This window comes from Nocardioides campestrisoli (genome assembly GCF_013624435.2).
GTDB classification, from domain to species: Bacteria; Actinomycetota; Actinomycetes; order Propionibacteriales; family Nocardioidaceae; genus Nocardioides; species Nocardioides campestrisoli.
This window is the reverse complement of sequence record NZ_CP061768.1, coordinates 2,892,584-2,914,050: the sequence shown is the minus strand read 5'-3', so window position 1 is coordinate 2,914,050 and position 21,467 is coordinate 2,892,584. Positions and strand designations below refer to the sequence as shown.

17 protein-coding genes are annotated in these 21,467 nt (G+C 72.9%); 12 read left to right on the top strand and 5 right to left on the bottom strand.

Translation table 11 applies throughout. From position 1 onward, the window contains the following. Positions 1-143: 143 nt before the first annotated feature. From H8838_RS13655 to H8838_RS13640, 4 genes are all read left to right on the top strand, one after another. On the top strand, positions 144-1,337 hold the full coding sequence (locus H8838_RS13655; protein WP_181312354.1) for an acyl-CoA dehydrogenase family protein: 1,194 nt from the start codon (positions 144-146) through the stop codon (positions 1,335-1,337). An 18-nt stretch (positions 1,338-1,355) separates the two neighbouring features. After that, positions 1,356-2,411 (top strand): hypothetical protein, encoded by a 1,056-nt coding sequence (locus tag H8838_RS13650; protein ID WP_185995736.1) that lies wholly within the window; start codon positions 1,356-1,358, stop codon positions 2,409-2,411. Positions 2,412-2,485: 74 nt separating this feature from the next. Then, positions 2,486-2,659, top strand: a complete 174-nt coding sequence (locus H8838_RS13645) for a DUF5302 domain-containing protein (protein ID WP_181312356.1) — start codon at positions 2,486-2,488, stop codon at positions 2,657-2,659. Positions 2,660-2,720: 61 nt separating this feature from the next. Beyond that, positions 2,721-3,761 (top strand): MaoC family dehydratase, encoded by a 1,041-nt coding sequence (locus tag H8838_RS13640; RefSeq protein ID WP_185995737.1) that lies wholly within the window; start codon positions 2,721-2,723, stop codon positions 3,759-3,761. Positions 3,762-3,800: 39 nt separating this feature from the next. Here the strand turns inward: H8838_RS13640 and H8838_RS13635 are convergent, their stop codons facing one another. Next, positions 3,801-4,565, bottom strand: coding sequence for an SDR family NAD(P)-dependent oxidoreductase (locus tag H8838_RS13635; RefSeq protein ID WP_185995738.1), 765 nt, complete (start codon positions 4,563-4,565; stop codon positions 3,801-3,803). A 59-nt stretch (positions 4,566-4,624) separates the two neighbouring features. On the opposite strand from H8838_RS13635, the gene H8838_RS13630 reads away from it, so the two are divergent. After that, on the top strand, positions 4,625-5,398 hold the full coding sequence (locus H8838_RS13630; protein ID WP_181312359.1) for a ParA family protein: 774 nt from the start codon (positions 4,625-4,627) through the stop codon (positions 5,396-5,398). Between the two features lie 56 nt (positions 5,399-5,454). Here H8838_RS13630 and H8838_RS13625 read toward each other — a convergent pair whose 3' ends face one another. After that, positions 5,455-6,984 carry a DEAD/DEAH box helicase gene (locus H8838_RS13625; protein WP_185995739.1) on the bottom strand — a complete coding sequence of 510 codons (1,530 nt, stop codon included), beginning with the start codon at positions 6,982-6,984 and terminating at the stop codon, positions 5,455-5,457. 147 nt (positions 6,985-7,131) lie between these two features. Between H8838_RS13625 and H8838_RS13620 the strand changes: the two genes are divergently transcribed. Further along, positions 7,132-7,857, top strand: coding sequence for a ferritin-like fold-containing protein (locus H8838_RS13620; protein ID WP_181312361.1), 726 nt, complete (start codon positions 7,132-7,134; stop codon positions 7,855-7,857). A gap of 123 nt (positions 7,858-7,980) precedes the next feature. Here the strand turns inward: H8838_RS13620 and H8838_RS13615 are convergent, their stop codons facing one another. Together H8838_RS13615 and H8838_RS13610 are read right to left on the bottom strand one after the other, a co-directional pair. Next, complete coding sequence (locus tag H8838_RS13615; protein ID WP_181312362.1) at positions 7,981-8,199, bottom strand: DUF3107 domain-containing protein; 219 nt, start codon at positions 8,197-8,199, stop codon at positions 7,981-7,983. Between the two features lie 47 nt (positions 8,200-8,246). Further along, positions 8,247-8,894: a TetR/AcrR family transcriptional regulator gene (locus H8838_RS13610; protein WP_224766132.1), complete on the bottom strand. Its 648-nt coding sequence runs from the start codon at positions 8,892-8,894 to the stop codon at positions 8,247-8,249. Positions 8,895-9,140: 246 nt separating this feature from the next. On the opposite strand from H8838_RS13610, the gene moeZ reads away from it, so the two are divergent. The 5 genes from moeZ (at position 9,141) to nudC (ending at position 18,660) form a co-directional block, all read left to right on the top strand. Continuing rightward, positions 9,141-10,352, top strand: a complete 1,212-nt coding sequence (gene moeZ / locus H8838_RS13605) for an adenylyltransferase/sulfurtransferase MoeZ (protein ID WP_181312363.1) — start codon at positions 9,141-9,143, stop codon at positions 10,350-10,352. Between the two features lie 100 nt (positions 10,353-10,452). After that, positions 10,453-11,121 (top strand): lysophospholipid acyltransferase family protein, encoded by a 669-nt coding sequence (locus H8838_RS13600; RefSeq protein ID WP_181312364.1) that lies wholly within the window; start codon positions 10,453-10,455, stop codon positions 11,119-11,121. A gap of 62 nt (positions 11,122-11,183) precedes the next feature. Then, a complete protein-coding gene (locus H8838_RS13595) occupies positions 11,184-14,417 on the top strand; it encodes an ATP-dependent helicase (RefSeq protein WP_185995740.1) in 3,234 nt (1,077 codons plus the stop codon). After that, on the top strand, positions 14,414-17,686 hold the full coding sequence (locus H8838_RS13590) for an ATP-dependent helicase (RefSeq protein ID WP_224766131.1): 3,273 nt from the start codon (positions 14,414-14,416) through the stop codon (positions 17,684-17,686). Before H8838_RS13595 ends, H8838_RS13590 begins: the two co-directional genes overlap by 4 nt. A gap of 56 nt (positions 17,687-17,742) precedes the next feature. Further along, positions 17,743-18,660: an NAD(+) diphosphatase gene (gene nudC / locus H8838_RS13585; protein ID WP_185995741.1), complete on the top strand. Its 918-nt coding sequence runs from the start codon at positions 17,743-17,745 to the stop codon at positions 18,658-18,660. 39 nt (positions 18,661-18,699) lie between these two features. Here nudC and H8838_RS13580 read toward each other — a convergent pair whose 3' ends face one another. Next, the gene (locus H8838_RS13580; RefSeq protein ID WP_219924385.1) at positions 18,700-18,957 is read right to left on the bottom strand and encodes a mycoredoxin; all 258 of its coding nucleotides are present in this window, start codon (positions 18,955-18,957) and stop codon (positions 18,700-18,702) included. Between the two features lie 148 nt (positions 18,958-19,105). On the opposite strand from H8838_RS13580, the gene H8838_RS13575 reads away from it, so the two are divergent. Next, positions 19,106-21,157 carry an ATP-dependent DNA helicase UvrD2 gene (locus H8838_RS13575; RefSeq protein WP_185995742.1) on the top strand — a complete coding sequence of 684 codons (2,052 nt, stop codon included), beginning with the start codon at positions 19,106-19,108 and terminating at the stop codon, positions 21,155-21,157. The last annotated feature ends 310 nt before the right edge of the window (positions 21,158-21,467 follow it).

Sequence of the window (21,467 nt, the reverse complement as noted above, 5' to 3'; positions counted from 1 at the left end):
CGGCCTCGGTCGGGGGCGTGTCTGCCGTTCGGTGGCCTGGTCGGGCGGCTGCGTCCGGTCGGTTAGCATCTGCCGCGACCCCCGGCCGTCGGACCACGCGAGCCCGCGTGTCCCGCCGGACCCCGACGAAGGAGAACCCAGGCATGCCGCGTCTCTGCCAGACCGAGGACCTCACCGAGGACCAGTCCGAGATCCTGAAGGCAGTGCGGACCTTCGTGGAGGAGAAGATCCTCCCGGTCGCCACCGAGCTCGAGCACGCCGACGAGTACCCGACCGAGATCGTCGAGGGGCTCAAGGAGCTCGGCATCTTCGGCCTGATGATCCCCGAGGAGTACGACGGCCTCGGCGAGTCGCTGCTCACCTACGCGCTCTGCGTGGAGGAGATCGCCCGCGGCTGGATGAGCGTCTCCGGCGTCATCAACACCCACTTCATCGTGGCCTACATGCTGATGAAGCACGGCACCGAGGAGCAGAAGCGCAAGTACCTGCCGCGGATGGCCACCGGCGAGGTGCGGGGCGCGTTCTCGATGTCCGAGCCGTCCCTGGGCTCCGACGTCTCGGCGATCAGCACCAAGGCGGTCAAGACCGACGAGGGCTACGAGATCACCGGCCAGAAGATGTGGCTGACCAACGGTGGCTCCTCCACCCTGGTCGCCGTCCTGGTCAAGACCGACGAGGGCGCCGACTCGGTCTACAAGAACATGACCACCTTCCTGGTCGAGAAGGAGCCGGGCTTCGGCGAGACCGCCCAGGGCGTCACCGTCCCCGGCAAGATCGACAAGATGGGCTACAAGGGGATCGACACCACGGAGATGATCTTCGAGGGCCACAAGATCTCCGCCGACCAGATCCTGGGCGGCGAGCCGGGCAAGGGCTTCTACCAGATGATGGACGGCGTCGAGGTCGGCCGCGTCAACGTCGCGGCCCGCGCCTGCGGCATCGCCAACCGGGCCTTCGAGCTCGGTGTGGCGTACGCCCAGCAGCGTGAGACCTTCGGCAAGCCGATCGCCGAGCACCAGGCGATCCTGTTCCGCCTGGCCGAGATGGCCACCAAGGTGGAGACGGCGCACACGATGATGGTCAAGGCCGCCCGCAAGAAGGACTCCGGCCAGCGCAACGACGTCGAGGCCGGCATGGCCAAGATGCTCGCCAGCGAGTACTGCAACGAGGTCGTCGAGGACTCCTTCCGGATCCACGGCGGCTACGGCTACTCCAAGGAGTACGAGATCGAGCGTCTCTACCGCGAGGCGGCGTTCATGCTGATCGGCGAGGGCACCTCGGACATCCAGAAGATGATCATCGGTCGGAGCATGCTCAAGGAGTACAAGCAGCGCTGACGACCTAGGATCGTTGACATGCCGGGCCGTCTCGTCCTCCACGTCGGAGCCATGAAGTCCGGCACGACCTTCATCCAGTCGCGCCTCTTCGCCAACAAGGCGATGCTGCGCAGCCGGGGAGTGCTCGTGCCGGGCCGTGAGTGGCTCAGCCAGGTCTACGCCGCCAAGCACCTCCTGGAGGGGCAGGGGCGGATGTGGGAGAAGCACGCCGCGCGGGTCTCCGAGCACGACGGCACCTCGGTCATCTCCATGGAGTACCTGGGCCCGGCCCGGCCGGCGGCCGCGGCCCGGGTCCGGGAGACCGTCGCCGGGGAGATCGAGGTGGTGATCACCGCGCGCGACCTCAACCGGTCGATCGCGGCGATGTGGCAGGAGACCCTGCAGAACGGGCGCACCTGGACCTGGCAGGAGTACCTCGACGGGATCGTCGCGTACCGCCCCGGGCACCGCGAGGCCGGGCAGCCCGGTCCGGAGACGGGGCGGACGTTCTGGCGCCAGCAGAACCTGGTGCGGATGGCCCAGACCTGGGGGCAGGCGGTCGGTCCGGAGAACGTCACGGTGCTCACGGTGCCGCACCCGGGCGCACCCCGGGACCTGCTCTGGGAGCGGTTCGCCTCGGTGCTGGGCACCGACCCCGAGGGGTTCGCGCCCGCGCCCACCCAGAACGAGTCCCTGGGGGCGGCCTCGGCGCTGGTGATGCGGCGTCTCAACGAGCTGCTCGAGGAGGCCGGCCTGCCGTTCCCGGCCGGCACCCCGTTCCGCAAGGGGCTGCTCTCCAAGACGATCCTGGCCGGACGCAAGAGCTCCGAGCCCTCGATCGGCCTGCCGGTCGCCCCGTGGGTGCGCGACCACGCCCGGGAGATGGTCGAGGGGTTGCAGCGCCTCGGCGTCCGGCTGGTCGGCGACTGGGCCGAGCTGGAGCCCGTGGAGGTCCCGGGGATCGACCCGGCCACGGTGCCCGAGGGCGAGGTGACCGAGGCGGCCGTCGCCGGCCTGTCCGGCCTGCTGGCCGACGTGATCCGTCGCGACGAGGAGGAGCGCGCCGCCGCGCGCGAGGCGGAGAAAACGGGCTGACGGCGGCTGCGCGGGCGTGACACAGTGGCAGGACCGCACGTCACCACGCCGTGCCCGACGGAACGGAGTCGCAGATGCCGAACGACGACCTCAAGGCGAAGATGCGCGAGGCGCTGGAGCGCAAGGGCTCGGCCGAGAAGGGCGTGCACCAGGACGGACCGGTGCACGAGAAGGCGCACGGGCCCGAGGTGTCCGGCGGTGCCGCGCCGAAGATGCACCGGCGCAAGGCCGGCGGCGGGGGCGCCTGAGCCTCGGCCGAAGGATGGGCGGCCGCCGAACAGGTGGGGCGGATGCGGCAGGATACGCCCCATGAGCCACAGCAAGACCAACCCCGGCAACTTCTTCGAGGACTTCACCCTCGGTCAGGTGATCGAGCACGCCACCCCGCGCACGATCACCGAGGGTGACCGCGCGCTCTACGGGGCGATCTACCCCAGCCGGTTCGCGCTGCCGTCCTCGGCCGAGTTCGCCGCCTCGGTCGGGCTGTCGGCGCACCCGGTGGAGGAGCTGATCGGCTTCCACGTGGCGTTCGGCAAGACCGTGCCGGACGTCTCGCTCAACGCGGTGGCCAACCTGGGCTACGCCGAGTGCCGGTTCCACCTGCCGGTGGTGCCGGGCGACACGCTGCGGACGCGCTCGGAGGTGATCGGGCTGAAGGAGAACTCCAACGGCCGCACCGGGGTGGTCTGGGTGCGCTCGACCGCCACCAACCAGCGCGGCGAGACCGCGCTCGACTGGGCGCGCTGGGTGATGGTGCACAAGCGAGACGCCGAGGCGCCGGCCCCGGAGACCGTCGTGCCCGAGCTGGCCGCCGTGGTCGAGCCCGGCGCCCTGGTGGTGCCCGCCGGCCTGGACTTCACGCAGTACGACGCCGCCGCGGCGGGCGAGCCGCACCGCCTGGGCGACTACGAGGTGGGCGAGAAGATCGACCACGTCGACGGGGTCACCCTGACCGACGCCGAGCACATGATGGCGACCCGGCTGTGGCAGAACACCGCCAAGGTGCACTTCAACACCCAGGCCCGCCCCGACGGCAAGCGGCTGGTCTACGGCGGGCACATCATCTCGCTGGCGCGGGCCCTGTCCTTCAACGGCCTCGCGAACGCCCAGCTGATCGCCGCGATCAACGCGGGCTCGCACGTGGCGCCGGCGTTCGCCGGGGACACGGTGCACGCGTGGTCCGAGGTGCTGGACAAGGCCGACGACCTGGCGCCGGGGGTGGGCGCGCTGCGCCTGCGGCTGGTCGCCACGCGCGGACGTGACGAGTCGATGACGCTGCGCCGCGAGGACAAGAAGTACGCCGAGGGCGTCCTGCTCGACCTGGACTACTGGGCGCTCGTCCCGCGCTGATCCGACCCGCCGAGCCCGGGCCCAGTCTCAGGCGCAGCCTCAGCGGCGGCCCAGCGCCTGCAGGGGCTGGAGGAGCCGGAGCGGCACGAACCGGCTGACCGCGGCGACCGCCTTGTACTGCACGCCGGGGATGGAGAGCACCTTGCCGCGGGCGTGGTCCTCCAGCGCCTGCCGGACCAGGGCGTCGGCGTCGAGCCACAGGAACTCGGGCGCGGAGTCGCGACCCACGTCCATCCGCTCGTGGAACTCGGTCCTGGTGAAGCCGGGGCACAGGGTCGTTACCACCACCCCCTGCGGGCGGTACTCCGCGGCGGCCCACTCACCGAACTGGTTGACCCATCCCTTGGCCGCCGAGTAGGTGCCGCGGGGCAGGAACGCCGCCACGCTGGAGACGTTGACCAGGCCGCCGTGCCCGCGCTCGGCCATCGCGCCCAGCGCGGCGTGGCTGAGCCGCATCACCGCGGTCACCAGCACGTCGAGCATCGCCTGCTCGGCCTCGACCGGGTTGTCGAGGAAGCGGCCCTTGAGGCCGAAGCCGGCGTTGTTGACCAGCAGGTCGACCGGGCGGCCGCGGTCCGCGACCCGGGCCTCCACGGTCGCGAGCTGCTCGCGGTCGGCCAGGTCGGCGGGCAGCACCTCGACGGCGACGCCGTACCGGTCGTGCAGCTCGGCGGCCTCGTGCTCGAGACGGACCCGGTCGCGGGCGACCAGGACGAGGTCGTGGCCGGAGGCGGCCAGCTGGTGGGCGAAGGAGCGGCCGATGCCGGCGGTGGCGCCGGTGACCAGCGCGGTCGAGGAGGTCATGTGCCCAGCATTGAGGTGTCGCGCCCCCACGGGCAAGCACAGTCGGTCATGATCGGTCCATGACCACGACACTTGCCGTCGCGAACCAGAAGGGCGGGGTGGCCAAGACCACCTCCGTCGCCTCGATCGGCGCCGCGCTCGTCGAGGAGGGCCAGTCGGTCCTCCTGGTCGACCTGGACCCGCAGGCCTGCCTGACCTTCTCCCTGGGGCTCGACCCCGAGGACCTGGACCTGTCGGTCCATCACGTGCTCACGAAGGGGATCGACGCGCGCGAGGTGATCGTGACGACCTCGGACGGACCCGACCTGCTGCCGGCCACCATCGAGCTGGCCCGCGCCGAGGCCGACCTGCTGACCCGGACGGGCCGCGAGCACGTCATCCGCTCGATGCTGGAGGACCTCGCCGAGCAGGGCACGGTCTACGACTGGGTGCTGCTGGACTGCCCGCCCTCGCTGGGGGTGCTGACCGTGGCCGCGCTGACCGCCGCCGACGGCGTGGTGGTGCCCCTGCAGTGCGAGACGCTCTCGCACCGCGGGGTGGGCCAGCTCCTGGACACCGTGCACGACGTGCGCCGGTTCACCAACCGGTCGCTCACGGTCTGGGGGGTGCTGCCCACCATGTACGACGGCCGCACCACGCACGCGCGGACGGTGCTGGAGACGATCTCGGAGACCTACGACCTGGACGTGATCGAGCCGCCGATCCCGAAGACGATCAAGTTCGCCGAGGCCCCGGCCGCGGGACGCTCGATCCTGTCGACCTCACGCACCAGCAAGGGCGCACGGGCCTACCGCGAGGTGGCGAAGAACCTGGTGACGCGCGCAGGCCGGTGACCCCCGCGGGGATCACCGGCCTGGAAGGCGTCGACGCGGCCTGAGTCAGGCGGTCGTCACTCGGCGCTGCTGGCCGCGGGAGCGGAGCCCGCGGCGTCGCCGCCCTGGGCGCCCTCGCCCGAGCCACCGCTGCGCCGGCGGCGTCGGCGGGTGCGGCTGGGACGGTTCTCGTCGCCCTCGCCCGGGCGGTCGGTGGTGGACCGCTCGGCCGACGCCGGAGCCTGGGCCGCCGACTCGGCGGAGTCGCCCTCGACCGGGCGCCCGTTGCGGGTCCGGCTGCGGCTGCGGTCGCGGCGCGGCGCGCGCTCGCGGTCCTTGTCGCGGCTCCGGCCGCCGTCGCGCCCGCCCTCGCGGGGCTTGCGCTCGACCGGCGCCGGGTCGACGATGCGACCCTTGGTGCCGGGCGCGATGCCCTGGTCGGTGAACAGGTGCTCCGAGGTGGAGTAGGTCTCCTGCGGGTTGTCGAACGGCAGGTCCAGTGCCTTGTTGATCATCTTCCACCGGTGCAGGTCCGCCCAGTCCACGAACGTGATCGCGGTGCCCGTGGCGCCGGCCCGGCCGGTGCGGCCGATCCGGTGCACGTAGGTCTTGTCGTCCTCGGGGCAGGTGTAGTTGATGACGTGGGAGACGCCGGCGACGTCGATGCCGCGGGCCGCGACGTCGGTGGCGACCAGGACCCGGATCTTGTTCTCGCGGAACTTGGCCAGCGCCTTCTCGCGGGCGACCTGGGCCATGTCGCCGTGCAGCGGGCTGGCGGCGAAGCCGCGCTCGGCCAGGTCGTCGGCAACCCGCTGGGCCTGTCGCTTGGTGCGGGTGAAGACGATGATCTTGTCGGCGTCCTCGGCCTGCAGGACCCGCCCGATGATCTCGGGCTTGTCCAGGTCGTGCGCCTGGTAGATGAACTGCGCGGTCGCCGGCACCATCGTGGTGTCGTAGGAGGACTCGGCGCGGATGTTCATCGGGTGGCGCATGTGGGTGCGGGCCAGGGAGACGATGGCCGACGGCATGGTCGCCGAGAAGAGCATGGTCTGCCGGGTCTCCGGCGTCATCGCCAGCAGGCGCTCGACGTCGGGCAGGAAGCCCAGGTCGAGCATCTCGTCGGCCTCGTCGAGGACCAGGGCGTGCACGTGCGAGAGGTCCAGCGCCCGGCGGTTGGCCAGGTCGATCAGGCGGCCCGGCGTACCGACGACGATGTCGACGCCGGACTCCAGCGCCTCCAGCTGGGTGTCGTAGCCGACCCCGCCGTAGACCGTCAGGACCCGCAGGCCGACGTCCTTGCTGGCCAGGTGCAGGTCGTTGGAGACCTGGAGCGCGAGCTCGCGGGTCGGCGCCACGATCAGCGCCTGCGGCTTGCCCTGGGGGAGCTCGGCGTAGGCGGGGTCGCTGGGCGCGACGCTGCGCTGCAGCACCGGGATGCCGAAGGCGAGGGTCTTGCCGGTGCCCGTGCGGGCCTGGCCGATCAGGTCGGTGCCCATCAGGGCGACCGAGAGGGTCATCTCCTGGATGGCGAAGGGGGTGGTGATGCCGGCGCGCTCGAGCGCGTCGCAGATCTCGGGCAGGACCCCGAGCTCACGGAAGGTGGTCACGTATTTCGCTTTCGTCGCAGTTCGTTGCACCAGCGGCGGACTCGACGTAGCGGTCTGCCGCGCACATGCTGGGCTGCGGCACTGGACCGCGCCCACGCGTACTCGGGCGTACGCAGTTGTGCTCGAGTGTATCGGTAGGGTGACGGCATGACTGAATCGTTGGCGGGACGCCCGGACCAGGGGTCCGTCGGCCCGGAGGTCGACGCCTTCGCCGACACCGAGTACCGCGAGGCCGTGGTCGACCTGCTCGGGGCGATCGCGTACGGCGAGCTCTCCGCCTTCGAGCGCCTGGCCGAGGACGCCAAGCTCGCCCCCTCGATGGCCGACAAGGTCGCCCTCTCGGCCATGGCGGCCGCCGAGTTCGCCCACCTGACGCCGTTGCGCGAGCGGCTGGTCGAGCTGGGTGCCGACCCGTTCGAGGCGATGGCCCCGTTCCGCCGGGCCATCGACGAGTTCCACGCCCACACCGCGCCGTCGGACTGGTACGAGGGACTGATCAAGGCCTACGTGGGCGACGGGCTGGCCGCCGACTTCTACCGCGAGATCGCTGTCTACCTGGACAGCTCGACCCGGGACCTGATCAACGACGCGCTGGCCGACACCGGTCACTCCGAGTTCGTGGTCGAGCGGGTGCGCACGGGCATCGCCGAGGACCCGCGCCTCGGCGGGCGGCTGGCCCTGTGGGGACGCAGGCTGATGGGGGAGGCGTTGATCCAGGGGCAGCGGGTCGCCGCCGAGCGGGACGCGATGACGGCCCTGCTCGCGGGCGGGATCGACCGTCCCGGCCTCGACCTGGCGGCCATCGGCCGGATGTTCAGCCGGCTGACCGAGCGGCACGCGGCTCGGATGGAGGAGCTCGGGCTCGACTCCTGAGGTCCGGCCGCTGGTCCCAACGGGCGGCGGGGTGCCCCGGAGACGAGCCCGGCCGCCCGGGCGCGAGGCGCCGGACGGCCGGTCAGTCGGTCGGGGTCGTTCCCGAACGGGTCGGTCCCAGGGTCAGCGGAAGCCGACGGTCCCGGTGACCCCGCCACCCAGCTCGACGTAGGCGATGTGGTCGCCGGGGACCAGCACGCGCCGGCCCTTGGCGTCGGTGAGGGCGAGCGAGGAGTTGTTGCCCAGCGCGTCGTTCACCAGCTTCTCCACCTCGTCCTGGCTCAGGTCCACGTCGATGACGATCTCGCGGGGGGCGTGCTGGATGCCGATCTTGACCTCCATCGAGGCCTCCTTCTGTCGTATGTCGGTGGGTGCGCGGCCGCGCAGCCTCACTGTTCCTTGGGGTAGCCGCCGATGCCGCGCCAGCCGAGCGCAGCCACGAGGGCGGCGGCGTCCTTCTGGCTGATGGCGTCACCGGACCCGCCGTTGGCCGTGTCCGAGAGCCAGAACCGTGCGCTGACCTGTCCCATTCCGACCAGGGCGACGGCGAGCAGCATGCACGCCCGCATCGGCAGCCCGGTGTCCTGCTGGATCACCACGGCGATGCTGGCCGCGGCGTCCTCGGTGACCCGCTCGACCCGTTCCCGGACCGCGGCGTCGTTGGTCAGGTCGGACTCGAAGACCAGCCGGAACGCCCCGGTCTCCTGGGCCACGTAGGAGTAGAAGGCGGCGATCGCGTCCGCGACCCGCTGCTTGTTGTCCTGCGTGGAGGCCAGGGCTGCGCGGATGCTCTCGGTGATGGCGTTGCAGGAGTCGTCCAGCAGCGCCATGTAGAGCTCGAGCTTGCCGGGGAAGTGCTGGTACAGCACCGGCTTGGAGACGCCGGCGCGCTCCGCGATGTCGTCCATCGCCGCGGCGTGGTACCCGTGGGCGACGAAGACCTCCAGGGCCGAGTCGAGGAGCTGCGCGCGGCGCTCGCGCCGCGGCATCCTCGCACCCCGAGGCCGTCCCTCCAGGTCGTGGTTCTCTGTGCTCACCAGGCTCCTCCGTCTCTTGCGGCGCAGCCTATCCCGCTCCGGAGCGTGCCGGGCGTCGGCGGGTCCCGAGTTGTCGCCGTCCGCTTTCTTAGGTACTACCGGCAGGTAGGGCTCCCACTGTAGTGCCGTCCGGATGTCGGGACCGGGATCGGACGGCCCGGCCGGGCGACGGACCATGGGAACAGAGCAGCAGGCCTCGGCGTTGTGCCCGGTGCCCCCAGATCCGTAGACCCCGCAGGAGATGTCGTGTCCTTCCCCGCGCTCGTGGAGCCCGCCGCCGAGCTGACCACCGAGGAGGTGCGGCGCTACAGCCGGCACCTGATCATCCCGGACGTCGGCATGACCGGCCAGAAGCGGCTCAAGAACGCGAAGGTGCTGGTCATCGGCGCCGGCGGCCTCGGCTCCCCGGCGCTGCTCTACCTGGCCGCCGCCGGCGTCGGCACCCTGGGCATCGCCGAGTTCGACGAGGTCGACGAGTCGAACCTCCAGCGCCAGGTCATCCACGGCCAGTCCGACGTGGGCAGGTCCAAGGCCGTCTCGGCCAAGGAGTCGATCCTCGAGGTCAACCCGCTGGTCAACGTCGTGCTGCACGAGGAGCGGCTCGACAACGACAACGTCTTCTCCGTCTTCGAGGGCTACGACCTGATCGTCGACGGCACCGACAACTTCGCGACCCGCTACATGGTCAACGACGCGGCGTACTTTCTGAAGATCCCCTACGTCTGGGGCTCCATCTACCGCTTCGACGGCCAGGCCTCGGTCTTCGCGCCGACGCTCGCCGACGACGCCCCCTGCTACCGCTGCCTCTACCCCGAGCCGCCGCCGCCGGGCATGGTCCCCTCCTGCGCCGAGGGCGGCGTGCTGGGCGTGCTCTGCGCCTCGATCGGCTCGATCCAGGTCAACGAGGCGATCAAGCTGCTCACCGGCATCGGCGACCCGCTGGTCGGCAAGCTGATGATCTACGACGCCCTGGAGATGGAGTACCGCAAGCTGAAGGTCCGCAAGGACCCGAACTGCGCGCTCTGCGGGGAGAACCCGACGGTCTCCGGCCTGATCGACTACGACGCCTTCTGCGGCGCGGTCTCCGAGGAGGCCGCCGACGCGGCCGCCGGCTCGACCATCTCGGTCAGCACCCTCGAGGGCATGCTCAAGGAGCGCGAGGAAGGCGCCCGGGACTTCGTGCTGATCGACGTCCGCGAGCCCAACGAGTTCGAGATCAACAAGATCCCGGGCTCGGTGCTGATCCCCAAGGGCGAGTTCCTCAACGGCAAGGCGCTCGAGCAGCTGCCCGAGCTGACCGGTGGGGACAAGCAGGTCGTGCTGCACTGCAAGTCGGGAGTGCGCTCGGCCGAGGTGCTGGCCGTGGTCAAGGGCGCCGGTTACGGCGACGCGGTCCACGTCGGTGGCGGCGTGGTCGCCTGGGTCAACCAGATCGACCCGAGCCAGCCGTCGTACTGAGCACCGAGCAACAGCAGCCGAGCAGAAGCTGATCGACATCGTGGCGCCGGGCGCAGGCCCGGCGCCACGATCCGTTCGTGGCGCGCGGCACAATGCGCCCATGCTCTACTCCGCCCTGCATCGTGTCGTGCCACCGGTCGCCCGGGCGCTGTGGCGGCCGGAGGTCTCCGGTCTGGAGCACGTGCCGGCCAGCGGGGGAGTGATCCTGGCCAGCAACCACCTCAGCTTCGTCGACAGCGTGGTCATCCCGTGCGTCGTGCCGCGCCGGGTGGTCTTCCTGGCCAAGTCGGACTACTTCGAGGGCACCGGGCTCAAGGGCGCGGTCAGCCGGGCCTGGTTCGAGGCGCTCGGCATGCTCCCGGTCGACCGCGACGACTCCCGCGCCGCGATCGACAGCCTGGACACCGCGCTGGCGGTCCTGCGCCGCGGGGAGGCCTTCGGCATCTACCCCGAGGGCACCCGCAGCCGCGACGGACGCCTCTACCGCGGCCGCACCGGGGTCGCCCACCTCGCGCTCACCGCGGGGGTGCCGGTGGTGCCGGTCGGGCTCCGCGGCACCGAGCAGATCCAGCCCGTCGGCTCCCGGGTGCCCCGGCTGGCCCGGATCTCGGTGCGGTTCGGGCCGCCGATGGACTTCCGCGGCGCCGACGAGGGGGTGCCCGTGGGCCGGGCCCGCCGGCAGGTCACGGACGCGGTGATGGCCGAGGTCGCTCGGCTCAGCGGCCAGCCGGAGGCGGGCGTCTACAACGACCGGGCGCCGGACGCCTGATCCTCCGCCGACCCCGTGGCGTCGGCGCGGCGGTGTCGGCGGACGATGGTTGAGTGGTTCCCATGAGCAGCGCGCCACCCCGTACGACGTACACCCTGGGGCGTCCCGAGGGTGCTCCCGCGGTGCCCGTGCTCGACGAGCACCAGCAGCGCGTGGTCGACCACCCCGGCGGCCCCCTGCTGGTGCTGGCGGGCCCCGGCACCGGGAAGACGACCACGATGGTCGAGGCGATCGCCGACCGGATCGAGGTGCGCGGGGCCGACCCCTCGTCGGTGCTGGCGCTCACCTTCTCCCGCAAGGCCGCCGAGCAGCTGCGCGACCGGGTGACCGCGCGGGTCGCCCGGACCACCTCGGCGGCGCTCTGCTCGACGTTCCACTCCTTCGCGCTCTCCCTGATCCGCACCTACAGCCCCCAGGAGCTGTACGACGCCCCGCTGCGCCTGCTCTCCGCGCCCGAGTCCGACGTGGTGCTCCGCGAGCTGCTGGCCGACAACCCCGAGTCGGTGGCGTGGCCGCGCTCTCTGCAGCACGCGCTCGGGACCCGCGGGTTCGCCCGCGAGGTGCACGGGGTGCTCTCCCGAGCCCGGGAGAAGGGGCTCGACGGGCCGGCCCTGCGCGCGCTCGGGGAGGAGCACCGGCTGCCCGAGCTCGTGGCCTCCGGGCTCTTCCTGGACCAGTACCTGACCATCCTGGACAACCTGGGGGCCACCGACCACGCCGACCTGATCCGGCGCGCGGTGATCGAGGTCGAGGCCCACCGCGACGAGCTGCGGGCCCGGTTCTCCCACGTCTTCGTCGACGAGTACCAGGACACCGATCCGGGCCAGGTCGCGCTGCTGCGCGCGCTGGCCGGCGACGGTCGCGACCTGGTGGCGGTGGGAGACCCGCACCAGTCGATCTACGGCTTCCGCGGCGCGGACGTGCGCGGCATCCTCGACTTCCCCGCGCAGTTCCCCACCCGGACGGGGGAGCGGGCGCCGGTGGTGGTGCTGCGCCGCACCCGCCGGTTCGGGCCGCGGCTGCTGCGGGCCTCCCGCCGGGTCGCCGAGCGGCTCCCCCTCGCGGGCAGCATCGACGCCCGCGCCCGGGAGGAGTTCCTGCACCCCGAGGCGGTGGCAGGGCCGCACGGCGACGGCAAGGTGGAGGTGCTCACCTTCGACAGCGAGCGTGCCGAGGCCGAGCACCTGGCCGACCTGCTGCGCCGCGCGCACCTGGAGGACGGAGTCCCGTGGGACGACATGGCGGTGCTCGTCCGCTCCGGCCGCGCCTCGATCCCGTCGCTGCGGCGCTCGCTCGGGGCCGCGGGCGTCCCCGTCGAGGTCGCCGCCGACGAGCTCCCCCTGGTGCGCGACCCGGCGATCCGCCCGGTGCTCGACGCGCTCCGGGCCGTGCTCAACCTGGACAACGACGACCCCCAGTCGTCCGGGTACCTGGACCCGGGGCGGGTGGAGTCCCTGCTGCTCTCGCCACTGGCCGGGCTGGACGCCGGCGACCTGCGCGTCCTGGTCCGGCTGCTGCGCGCCCGGGACAAGACCGGCGACGCGCAGCCTCGCACCTCCCGGGAGCTGCTCCGGCTGAGCCTGGTCCAGGACGGGTTCCTCGACGGGCTCGAGGGGCCCGAGGCACAGCGGGCCCGGGCGCTCTCGGGGCTCCTGCACGCGGGCGCCGCGCTGGTCGCGGCGCGGGCCAGCGCCGAGCAGGTGCTGTGGCACCTGTGGTCCGGAACCTCGTGGCCCGAGCGGCTGCGACGCGCGGTCGACGCCGGCGGGCCGGGAGCCCGCCGGGCCCATCGTGACCTCGACTCGGTCTGCGCGCTCTTCGAGCTGGCCGCGCGGGCCGAGGAGCAGCGCGACCACACCGGGATCGCCGACTTCCTCGCGGCCCTGGTCGCCCAGGAGATCCCGGCCGACACCCTGGCCGACCGGGGTGTGCGGGGGGCCGCCGTGCGGCTGCTGACCGCGCACCGGTCCAAGGGCCTGGAGTGGGAGCTGGTCGTCGTCGCCCACCTGCAGGAGGACGGCTGGCCGGACCTGCGCCGCCGCTCCACCCTGCTCGGCGCCGACCGGATCGGGTCCTCGTCACCCGGGGTGGGCGAGCTCGTCCCGCCGCTCACCTCCCGCGCGCTGCTGATGGAGGAGCGACGCCTCTTCTACGTCGCCTGCACCCGGGCGCGACGCCGGCTGGTGGTCACCGCGGTCCGCTCCTCCGACGAGGAGGGCGAGCAGCCCTCGCGCTTCCTGACCGAGCTCGGCCCGGAACCCCGGCACTCCGAGGGACGCCCGGCCCGCCCGCTCTCGCTGGGCGGGCTCGTCGCCGAGCTGCGCCGGGTCGCCGCCGATCCCGACCAGTCCCTCCCGCTGCGTGAAGCCGCGGCCCGCCGGCTCGCACGTCTCGCAGCGGAGTCCGCCGGCGACCGTCCCCTGGTGCCTGCCGCGGACCCCTCGACCTGGTGGGGCACCCGCGCGGCCTCGCGCTCGGTGCGTCCCGTGCGAGACCCCCAGGGGCCGGTGCCGATCTCGGCGAGCATGCTGGAGAGCATGCAGGTCTGCCCTGCGCGCTGGTTCTTCGAGCGCGAGGCCGGCGGATCCTCGGTCTCCCACCAGTCGGCCAACCTCGGCCAGATCGTGCACGCCCTGGCCGAGCGGGTGGCGCGCGACGAGCTGCCGCCCGACGTCGACAAGCTGATGGCCGAGGTCGACGCGGTCTGGGAGCGGCTCTCCTTCCGTACGCCGTGGTCGCGCAAGCGGGAGTGGGACCGCGTGCGGGCCGCCCTGGAGCGGTTCGTCGCCTGGCACGGGTCCAACGACCGCAAGCTGCTCGGCACCGAGGTGCCCTTCCGTGCCGACGTGGAGGTCGAGGGTGACCGGGTCACCCTGACCGGCTTCGCCGACCGGATCGAGCTCGACTCCGAGGGCGGGGTCGTCGTGGTCGACCTCAAGACCGGGCGCAACGCGCCGAGCGGCCGCTCGGTGGAGGGCAACCTGCAGCTCGCCCTCTACCAGTACGCCGTCGACGCCGGCGCGGTCTCGGAGCTGGCCGGCGACGAGGTGCGCTCGGCCGGCGCCGAGCTGGTGCAGCTGGGGCTGGTCGACGGCGGTCCCCGGGCCAAGGTGCAGCCGCAGCCGGCGCACCCGGACGACGGCCCCCACCGGGCGGCCCTGCGCCAGAGCCTGGCCGCGGCCGCCTCGCACGTGCGGGCCGAGTCCTTCCCGGCGACCCCGGGCGAGCACTGCCGGACCTGCCCCTTCGTGTCCATCTGTCCCACCCGCAGCGCAGGATCGGTGATCCTCCAGTGACCACGACCACCACGACCACGACCAGCACGACCGGGTCCGGCAGGTCGGCCGCCCCCCGGGAGCCGGTCCGGCTGGACAGTCCCGAGGACCTGCAGGCCCTGATGGGCGGGCACCCGCCCAGCAGCGAGCAGTGGGCCGCCATCACCGCCCCGCTGCGCCCCGCGGTGGTCGTGGCCGGTGCGGGCAGCGGGAAGACGACGTTGATGGCCCAGCGCGTCGTCTACCTGGTGGCCACCGGGCAGGTGCGTCCCGAGGAGGTGCTCGGGCTGACCTTCACCACCAAGGCGGCCGCCGAGCTGCGCCAGCGGGTGCGGAGCGCGCTGACCGCGGCGGGCCTGCTCGACGACAGCGTGCCCACGGGCCGGGACCCCGAGGACGACGAGGAGGTGCTGGAGCCGACCATCGCGACGTACAACGCCTACGCCTCCACCCTGCTCGACGACCACGGGCTGCGCATCGGGCACGAGCCCGACACCCGGATCGTCAACGACGCCGCCCGCTACCAGCTCGGCGCCCGCGTGGTCGAGCGGTTCACCGGCGCGGTCGAGCACCTGACCGACCACCCGCCGACCGCCATCCAGAACCTGCTCGCCCTGGACGGGGCGATGAGCGAGCACCTGGTCGACGCGGAGACCGTCCGCCGGTTCGACGCCGAGGCGCGGGTGGGCTTCGAGCGGGCACAGGCCGCCGAGGCGGCCGGCAAGAACCGCAAGACCTACCTGGAGGGCCCGGGCAAGGCGATCTACGCGATCGACCGGCGCCAGGAGCTGTTGGCGCTGGTCGAGGGCTACCGGCGGCTCAAGCGCGACCTGGGTCTGATGGACTTCGGCGACCAGATCGCCTGGGCGGCGCGGCTGGTGCAGGAGCAGCCCGAGGTGGGGGAGGTCGAGCGCGCCCGGTTCAAGGTGGTGCTCCTCGACGAGTACCAGGACACCTCCGTGGCGCAGGCCACGATGCTCTCCCGGCTCTTCTCCGGGCCCACGCCGGAGGCCGGCCTGGGACACCCGGTGATGGCGGTCGGCGACCCCAACCAGGCCATCTACGGCTGGCGGGGCGCCTCGGTCTCCAACATCCTCAACTTCGACGAGACCTTCCCCTCCGCCGACGGGCAGCCGATGCGGCTGCAGCTCACCATCAACCGGCGCTCGGACTCCGAGATCCTCGGCGTGGCCAATCGGCTGGCGGCGCCGCTCCTGGAGCAGTACGGCGACAAGGTCGCCAAGCTCCGCCCGGCCGAGAGCTCGGGGCCGGGGCGCGTGGAGACCCATGTCTTCGACCGTGCCGTCGACGAGCTCGCGTGGCTGGTCGAGGCGGTCCAGGAGGTGCACGAGGGGGGCACCCCGTGGTCGGAGGTCGGTGTCCTGAGCCGGGACAACAGCACCGCCGAGCAGGTCTACGACGCCCTGACCGGCGCCGGCGTCCCGGTCGAGATCGTCGGCCTCGCCGGACTGCTCCGGCTGCCCGAGGTGGCCGAGATCGTCGCCACCCTGACCCTGCTCCACGACGTGACGGCCAACCCGGCGCTCCTGACGCTGCTCACCGGCCCGCGGTGGGCGATCGGTCCACGGGACCTGCGGCTGCTGGCCGAGCGCGCCGGGGAGCTCTCGGGGGCCCGCGGGCGGCGCGAGGTGTCGACGATCGCCGACCAGCTGCTCGGCATCGCGGACGGGGTGGACCCCTCTGAGCTGCCGGCGCTGGGCGACGCGCTGCTCTCGCCGGGGGAGGCCGCCTACTCCCCGGAGGCCCTCGAGCGGTTCGGCCTGCTCTCCGCGGAGCTGCGGCGGCTGCGCGCCTACGTGGGCGACCCGTTGCTCGACGTGGTCCGCCGGATCATCGACGTGACGGGTGTCGACGTCGAGCTCGCCTCGGCCGTCTCGGAGTCCGCCACCGCCCGGCGCGACAACGTCGACCTCTTCGTCAAGGCGGTCGCGGACTTCCAGTCCGTCGACGGCGACGTGACCCTGCCGGCGCTATTGGCCTACCTCACCGCCGAGGACGAGCAGGGCAACGGCCTGGACATCGCCACCCCCACCGCGGCGGACTCGGTCAAGCTGCTGACCGTGCACCGCTCCAAGGGCCTCGAGTGGTCCTCGGTCTTCTGCGTGGGTGTCTGCGAGACCCGGTTCCCCTCCAACCGGTCGCGGACCTTGTGGACCTCCTCCCCGGCCGTGCTCCCCGCACCGCTGCGCGGGGACGCGCCCGACCAACCGCAGCTGGAGGGTTGGGACAAGGCCGCCCTGGACGACTTCCGGGCGCGGACCAAGGCGCACGACGCGGAGGAGGAGCTGCGCCTGGGGTACGTCGCGTTCACCCGTGCCGCCCACCACCTGGCCGTCACCTCGCACTGCTGGGGCCAGCGCGCCACCCCGTTCGGGCCCTCGGACTACCAGCGCTCCGTCCGCGAGCACCTGGAGGCAGCGTCCGTGCCGGTCGAGCGCTGGCTGGAGAAGCCCGAGCGTGGGACGCCCAACCCCAACGACCAGGTCGACTCGGTCCGCGCCTGGCCCTCCACCGGTCTGGGCCGCGAGACGGAACGACGTCTCGTCGCCGCCGAGCTCGTCCGCAGCGTCGACCCGACCGCTCCGGACGAGGGGCTGGACATGATCGAGGCGGCGCGGGTCGCCGACTGGGACGCCGACCTGGGCCAGCTGCTCGCCGAGGCCCGGGCGGAGCGGGCCACCGGCGTGGAGGTGCCGATGCCGCGCAGCCTCTCCGCGACCGCGGTGGCCAGGCTGCGCGACGACCCGCGGGGGTTCGCCCGCGAGCTCGCCCGCCCGATGCCCCGCCCGCCGGCTCCCCAGGCACGGTTCGGCACCGCCTTCCACGCCTGGGTCGAGGCCCGGTTCGGCCAGCAGCAGCTGCTCGACTTCGACGACCTGCCCGGTCGCGCAGACGCCGGCATCGACGACCGGGACGACCTGCGCGAGGTGATCGAGCGGTTCGAGGCGGGGCCGTTCGCGGAGCGGGCTCCCTACGTGGTGGAGGAGCCGTTCGCGCTGGTCCTGGCGGGCCAGGTGGTGCGCGGCCGGATCGACGCGGTCTACCGGGAGCCGGACGGCGGCTACCTCGTGGTCGACTGGAAGACGAACCGGGCCGAGACCGCGGACCCCCTCCAGCTGGCGATCTACCGGCTCGCGTGGGCCGAGGTGCGCGGGGTCCCGGTGGAGTCGGTGCGGGCGATCTTCCACTACGTACGCACGGGCAGGACGGTGGAGCCCGAGGGCCTTCCGGGTCGTGCGGAGCTGGAGCGCCTGGTCCTGCCGTCCTGACGGGTCGGTGGCCTCGGTACACCGGCTGCCCGGCGGTCGCGCACTATCCTCGGCGGATGGCACCTCGTGAGCTTCCGCACGTCGCCCTCTCCGCCCGCGCGCACAACCGGGAGGCGCTGCACCGGACCGACGAGGCCTGGCTGGAGCGCGAGTGGGGCTCATCCGAGACTCGGGTGCTGGTGCTCGCCGGCGCCCGGGTCCGCGCCGCGGAGGACGGACTGGCCTGGGTCGCCCCCGACGAGGCCCCCGACGGGGTGCGGGTCCTGCTCGGCCGCCGTGACGGAGTGACCCGGTTCGCCGTCCTCGGGGAGCCGCGTCGCGACGAGGACGGCTGGCTGGGGGCGCGAGAGCTGGTCGCCGGACTGGCGGCCGGGGACCGGGGACCGGGCGAGGTGCCGTGGCTCTTCCACGCCGTGGGGCTGGCGGAGTGGCACCGTTCGACCCGCTTCTGCCCTCGGTGCGGCGGGACCCTGGAGGTCCGCTCGGCGGGCCACGAGCTGCGGTGCACGGCGTGCGGACGAGCGCAGTTCCCGCGCACCGACCCGGCGGTGATCATGGCGGTCAGCCACGGAGAGCCCGGCAGCGACCAGGAGCGCCTGCTGCTGGGCCGTCAGGCGTCGTGGCCGCAGGGGCGCTGGTCGACGCTCGCGGGCTTCTGCGAGCCGGGGGAGACCCTGGAGGACGCCGTACGGCGCGAGGTCGCCGAGGAGGTCGGCGTCGAGGTGGGTGAGGTCTCCTACGTCGGGAGCCAGCCCTGGCCGTTGCCCGCCAGCCTGATGGTGGGGTTTCTGGCCCGCGCCCTGACCACCAAGATCGACGTGGACGGCGCCGAGATCGAGGACGCCCGCTGGTTCACCCGCGAGGAGCTGCGCGAGGGGATGGCGTCCGGGGAGGTGCGGGTCCCCGGCTCGGTCTCCATCTCGTCCTCGCTGCTGGAGCTCTGGTACGGCGAGCCGCTGCCGTCCGGCTGGTGACGGCCGGCCCGACGCGGGGCCAGCCCGCTCGGCGAGGGGTCAGCCGAGCTCGGCGAGCTTTGCCTTCACCTGGGCCAGCGACGGGTTGGTCTGCGCCGAGCCGTCGGCGTACACGAGCGTGGGCACGGTCTGGTTGCCGCCGTTGACCTGTTCCACGATCGCGGCGGCCTCGGGCACCTGCTCGATGTCGACCACCTCGTAGCCGATCCCCTCGCGGTCGAGCTGGCTGCGCAGGCGGTGGCAGTAGCCGCACCAGGGGGTGCTGTACATGGTCAACGTGGCGGTCGCTGCGCTCATGGCTGGTCTGCTCCTGTTCGTCGACGTCACGTGACGTCGTGGGTTCTTCCGTCTTCTCCACAGGCCCGGACGGGCCCTCCGAGGCTGTCCCCGGGGGCGTCTAGGCTCGTGCCAGTCCCAACCCTCCCACTCCAGGAGATGTTCCCGCGTGCCGACTCCCGAGGACCTGCTCGCCGCCCTCGATCCCGAGCAGCGACGGGTGGCAGAGGCGCTGCGTGGTCCCGTCCGGGTGCTGGCCGGTGCGGGCACGGGCAAGACGCGTGCGGTCACCCACCGGATCGCCTACGGCGTGGCCACCGGCATCTACGTGCCGACGGAGGTCCTCGCGGTCACCTTCACCACCCGGGCGGCCGGCGAGATGCGCGGCCGGCTGCGGCTGCTGGGGGCTGGAGGCGTCCAGGCGCGGACCTTCCACTCCGCGGCGCTGCGGCAGCTGCGGTTCTTCTGGCCGCGGGTGCACGGACGCGAGCTGCCGACCCTGGTGGAGTCCAAGCTGGGCCTGATGGCCACCGCCGCGCGGCGGCAGCGGCTCGCGCCGGACCAGGCGCTGCTGCGCGACCTCGCCTCGGAGGTCGAGTGGGCCAAGGTCAGCAACGTCTCGGCCGAGGACTACCCCCGCGTCGCCCCGCGTCGGGGCCGGGCGGTCGGTGACCTGCCCCCGGAGACCGTGGCCCACGTCTACGAGGCCTACGAGGAGGTCAAGCGCGGCCAGGGCCGGATGGACATGGAGGACGTCCTGCTGCTCAACGCCGGGATGCTCGCCGAGGACGAACGGGTCGCCGCCGAGGTCCGCCGCCAGTACAAGTGGTTCGTGGTCGACGAGTTCCAGGACGTCAGCCCCCTGCAGTACGCCCTGCTCGAGCTGTGGCTCGGTGGTCGCGAGGAGATCTGCGTGGTGGGCGACCCCGCGCAGACCATCTACTCCTTCGCGGGCGCCGACGCGCGCTACCTGCGCGACTTCGGCACCCGGTTCCCGCAGGCGACCTCGGTCGACCTGGTGCGCAACTACCGCTCAAGCCCCCAGGTCGTGGGCGCGGCCAACGCCCTGCTGGCCGGGACGGTCAGCAGCGGGGTCCAGCTGGTGCCCCAGCGACCGGCCGGCCCGGCGGTGCGGGTCACCAGCCACCCCGACGAGGTGGCCGAGGCCGCCGCCGCGGCCGAGGAGGTGGTGCGGGTGATGGCCGAGGGCACGCCGGCGCGGGAGATCGCCGTCCTCATGCGGATCAACGCCCAGTCCGAGGCGTTCGAGGACGCGCTGGCAGCGCGGGGCGTGCCCTACGTCGTCCGCGGCGCGGCCCGCTTCTTCGACCGCGCCGAGGTGCGCCAGGCGGTCACCCTCCTGCGTGGCACAGCCCGCGCGGGCGAGTCGGCGGGCGCGGGCGAGGACCTGGTCGAGGTGGTCAAGGCGACACTGGCCGGGATGGGCTGGTCGGCGCAGGCGCCCAGCTCCCGGGGACAGACCCGCGACCGCTGGGAGTCGCTGCAGGCGCTGGCCGACCAGGCGGCGGAGTTCGCCCGGCGGCCGGGTGCCGACCTGGGTGGCTTCGTCGACGACCTGGACCGACGCGCCTCCGAGCAGCACGCCCCGGTCGCCGAGGGGGTCACGCTGGCCACCCTGCACGCCGCCAAGGGGCTGGAGTGGGACGTGGTGCTGCTGATCGGCCTGGTCGAGGGGACGCTGCCGATCATCCACGCCCAGACGCCGGCCGAGGTGGAGGAGGAGCGCAGGCTGCTCTACGTCGGGATGACCCGCGCCCGGCGCGAGCTGCTGCTCAGCTGGGCGCAGGCCCGCAACCCCGGTGGCCGCGCCTCCCGCAAGCGCTCGCGGTTCCTGGACACCGTCGTCGGCCCCGAGGAGCAGACGGCCGCGAGCGGCACCCGCAGCTCACGCAAGCCCCGGCGGGGGATGCACTGCCGCGAGTGCGGACGGCCGCTGTCGACGCCGGCGGAGAAGAAGGTGGGCCGCTGCGCTGACTGTCCCGCCTCCTACGACGAGGAGCTCTACGAGGCGCTGCGCGAGTGGCGCCGCGAGCGCGCCAGCCGCGACGAGGTGCCGGCGTACGTCGTGTTCACCGACGCCACCTTGCAGCTGATCGCGGAGAAGCGTCCCCGCGACGACGCGAGCCTGCTCAAGATCGCCGGCGTGGGGGTCAAGAAGATCGAGGCGTACGGGGACGAGCTGCGCGCGCTGCTCGCCTGAGAGCCCCTGCCAGGGAGAACGAAGAAGAAAGACCCATAAAACCGATTGCCCCTGACAGGGGAGGGCGGATAGTTTACTTCTCGTACCAAAAGCCCCCGCGCGGCCCGAAGACGGCCGACGCTCACGCACCGAAGGAGGTGGAAAACAGATGATCAGCAACATTCTCGCGAAGACGGCCCCGAAGCCGTCCTTCGGCATGCCCATCGTCGATTCCGCCTCCGTGGCGCGCGCCTGCGCGGACGTGGCGTTCGGCGGCCGGCGGCGTGCCGGAGCCGATGTGGTGTCGGCGCACGCGGTTGCGACCGCTGGC

Coding starts and splice junctions, on each gene's coding strand:
- H8838_RS13655 (WP_181312354.1), top strand. CDS start 144: ATGCCGCGTCTCTGCCAGACCGAGGACCTCACCGAGGACCAGTCCGAG.
- H8838_RS13650 (WP_185995736.1), top strand. CDS start 1,356: ATGCCGGGCCGTCTCGTCCTCCACGTCGGAGCCATGAAGTCCGGCACG.
- H8838_RS13645 (WP_181312356.1), top strand. CDS start 2,486: ATGCCGAACGACGACCTCAAGGCGAAGATGCGCGAGGCGCTGGAGCGC.
- H8838_RS13640 (WP_185995737.1), top strand. CDS start 2,721: ATGAGCCACAGCAAGACCAACCCCGGCAACTTCTTCGAGGACTTCACC.
- H8838_RS13635 (WP_185995738.1), bottom strand. CDS start 4,565: ATGACCTCCTCGACCGCGCTGGTCACCGGCGCCACCGCCGGCATCGGC.
- H8838_RS13630 (WP_181312359.1), top strand. CDS start 4,625: ATGACCACGACACTTGCCGTCGCGAACCAGAAGGGCGGGGTGGCCAAG.
- H8838_RS13620 (WP_181312361.1), top strand. CDS start 7,132: ATGACTGAATCGTTGGCGGGACGCCCGGACCAGGGGTCCGTCGGCCCG.
- H8838_RS13615 (WP_181312362.1), bottom strand. CDS start 8,199: ATGGAGGTCAAGATCGGCATCCAGCACGCCCCCCGCGAGATCGTCATC.
- H8838_RS13600 (WP_181312364.1), top strand. CDS start 10,453: ATGCTCTACTCCGCCCTGCATCGTGTCGTGCCACCGGTCGCCCGGGCG.
- H8838_RS13595 (WP_185995740.1), top strand. CDS start 11,184: ATGAGCAGCGCGCCACCCCGTACGACGTACACCCTGGGGCGTCCCGAG.
- nudC (WP_185995741.1), top strand. CDS start 17,743: ATGGCACCTCGTGAGCTTCCGCACGTCGCCCTCTCCGCCCGCGCGCAC.
- H8838_RS13580 (WP_219924385.1), bottom strand. CDS start 18,957: ATGAGCGCAGCGACCGCCACGTTGACCATGTACAGCACCCCCTGGTGC.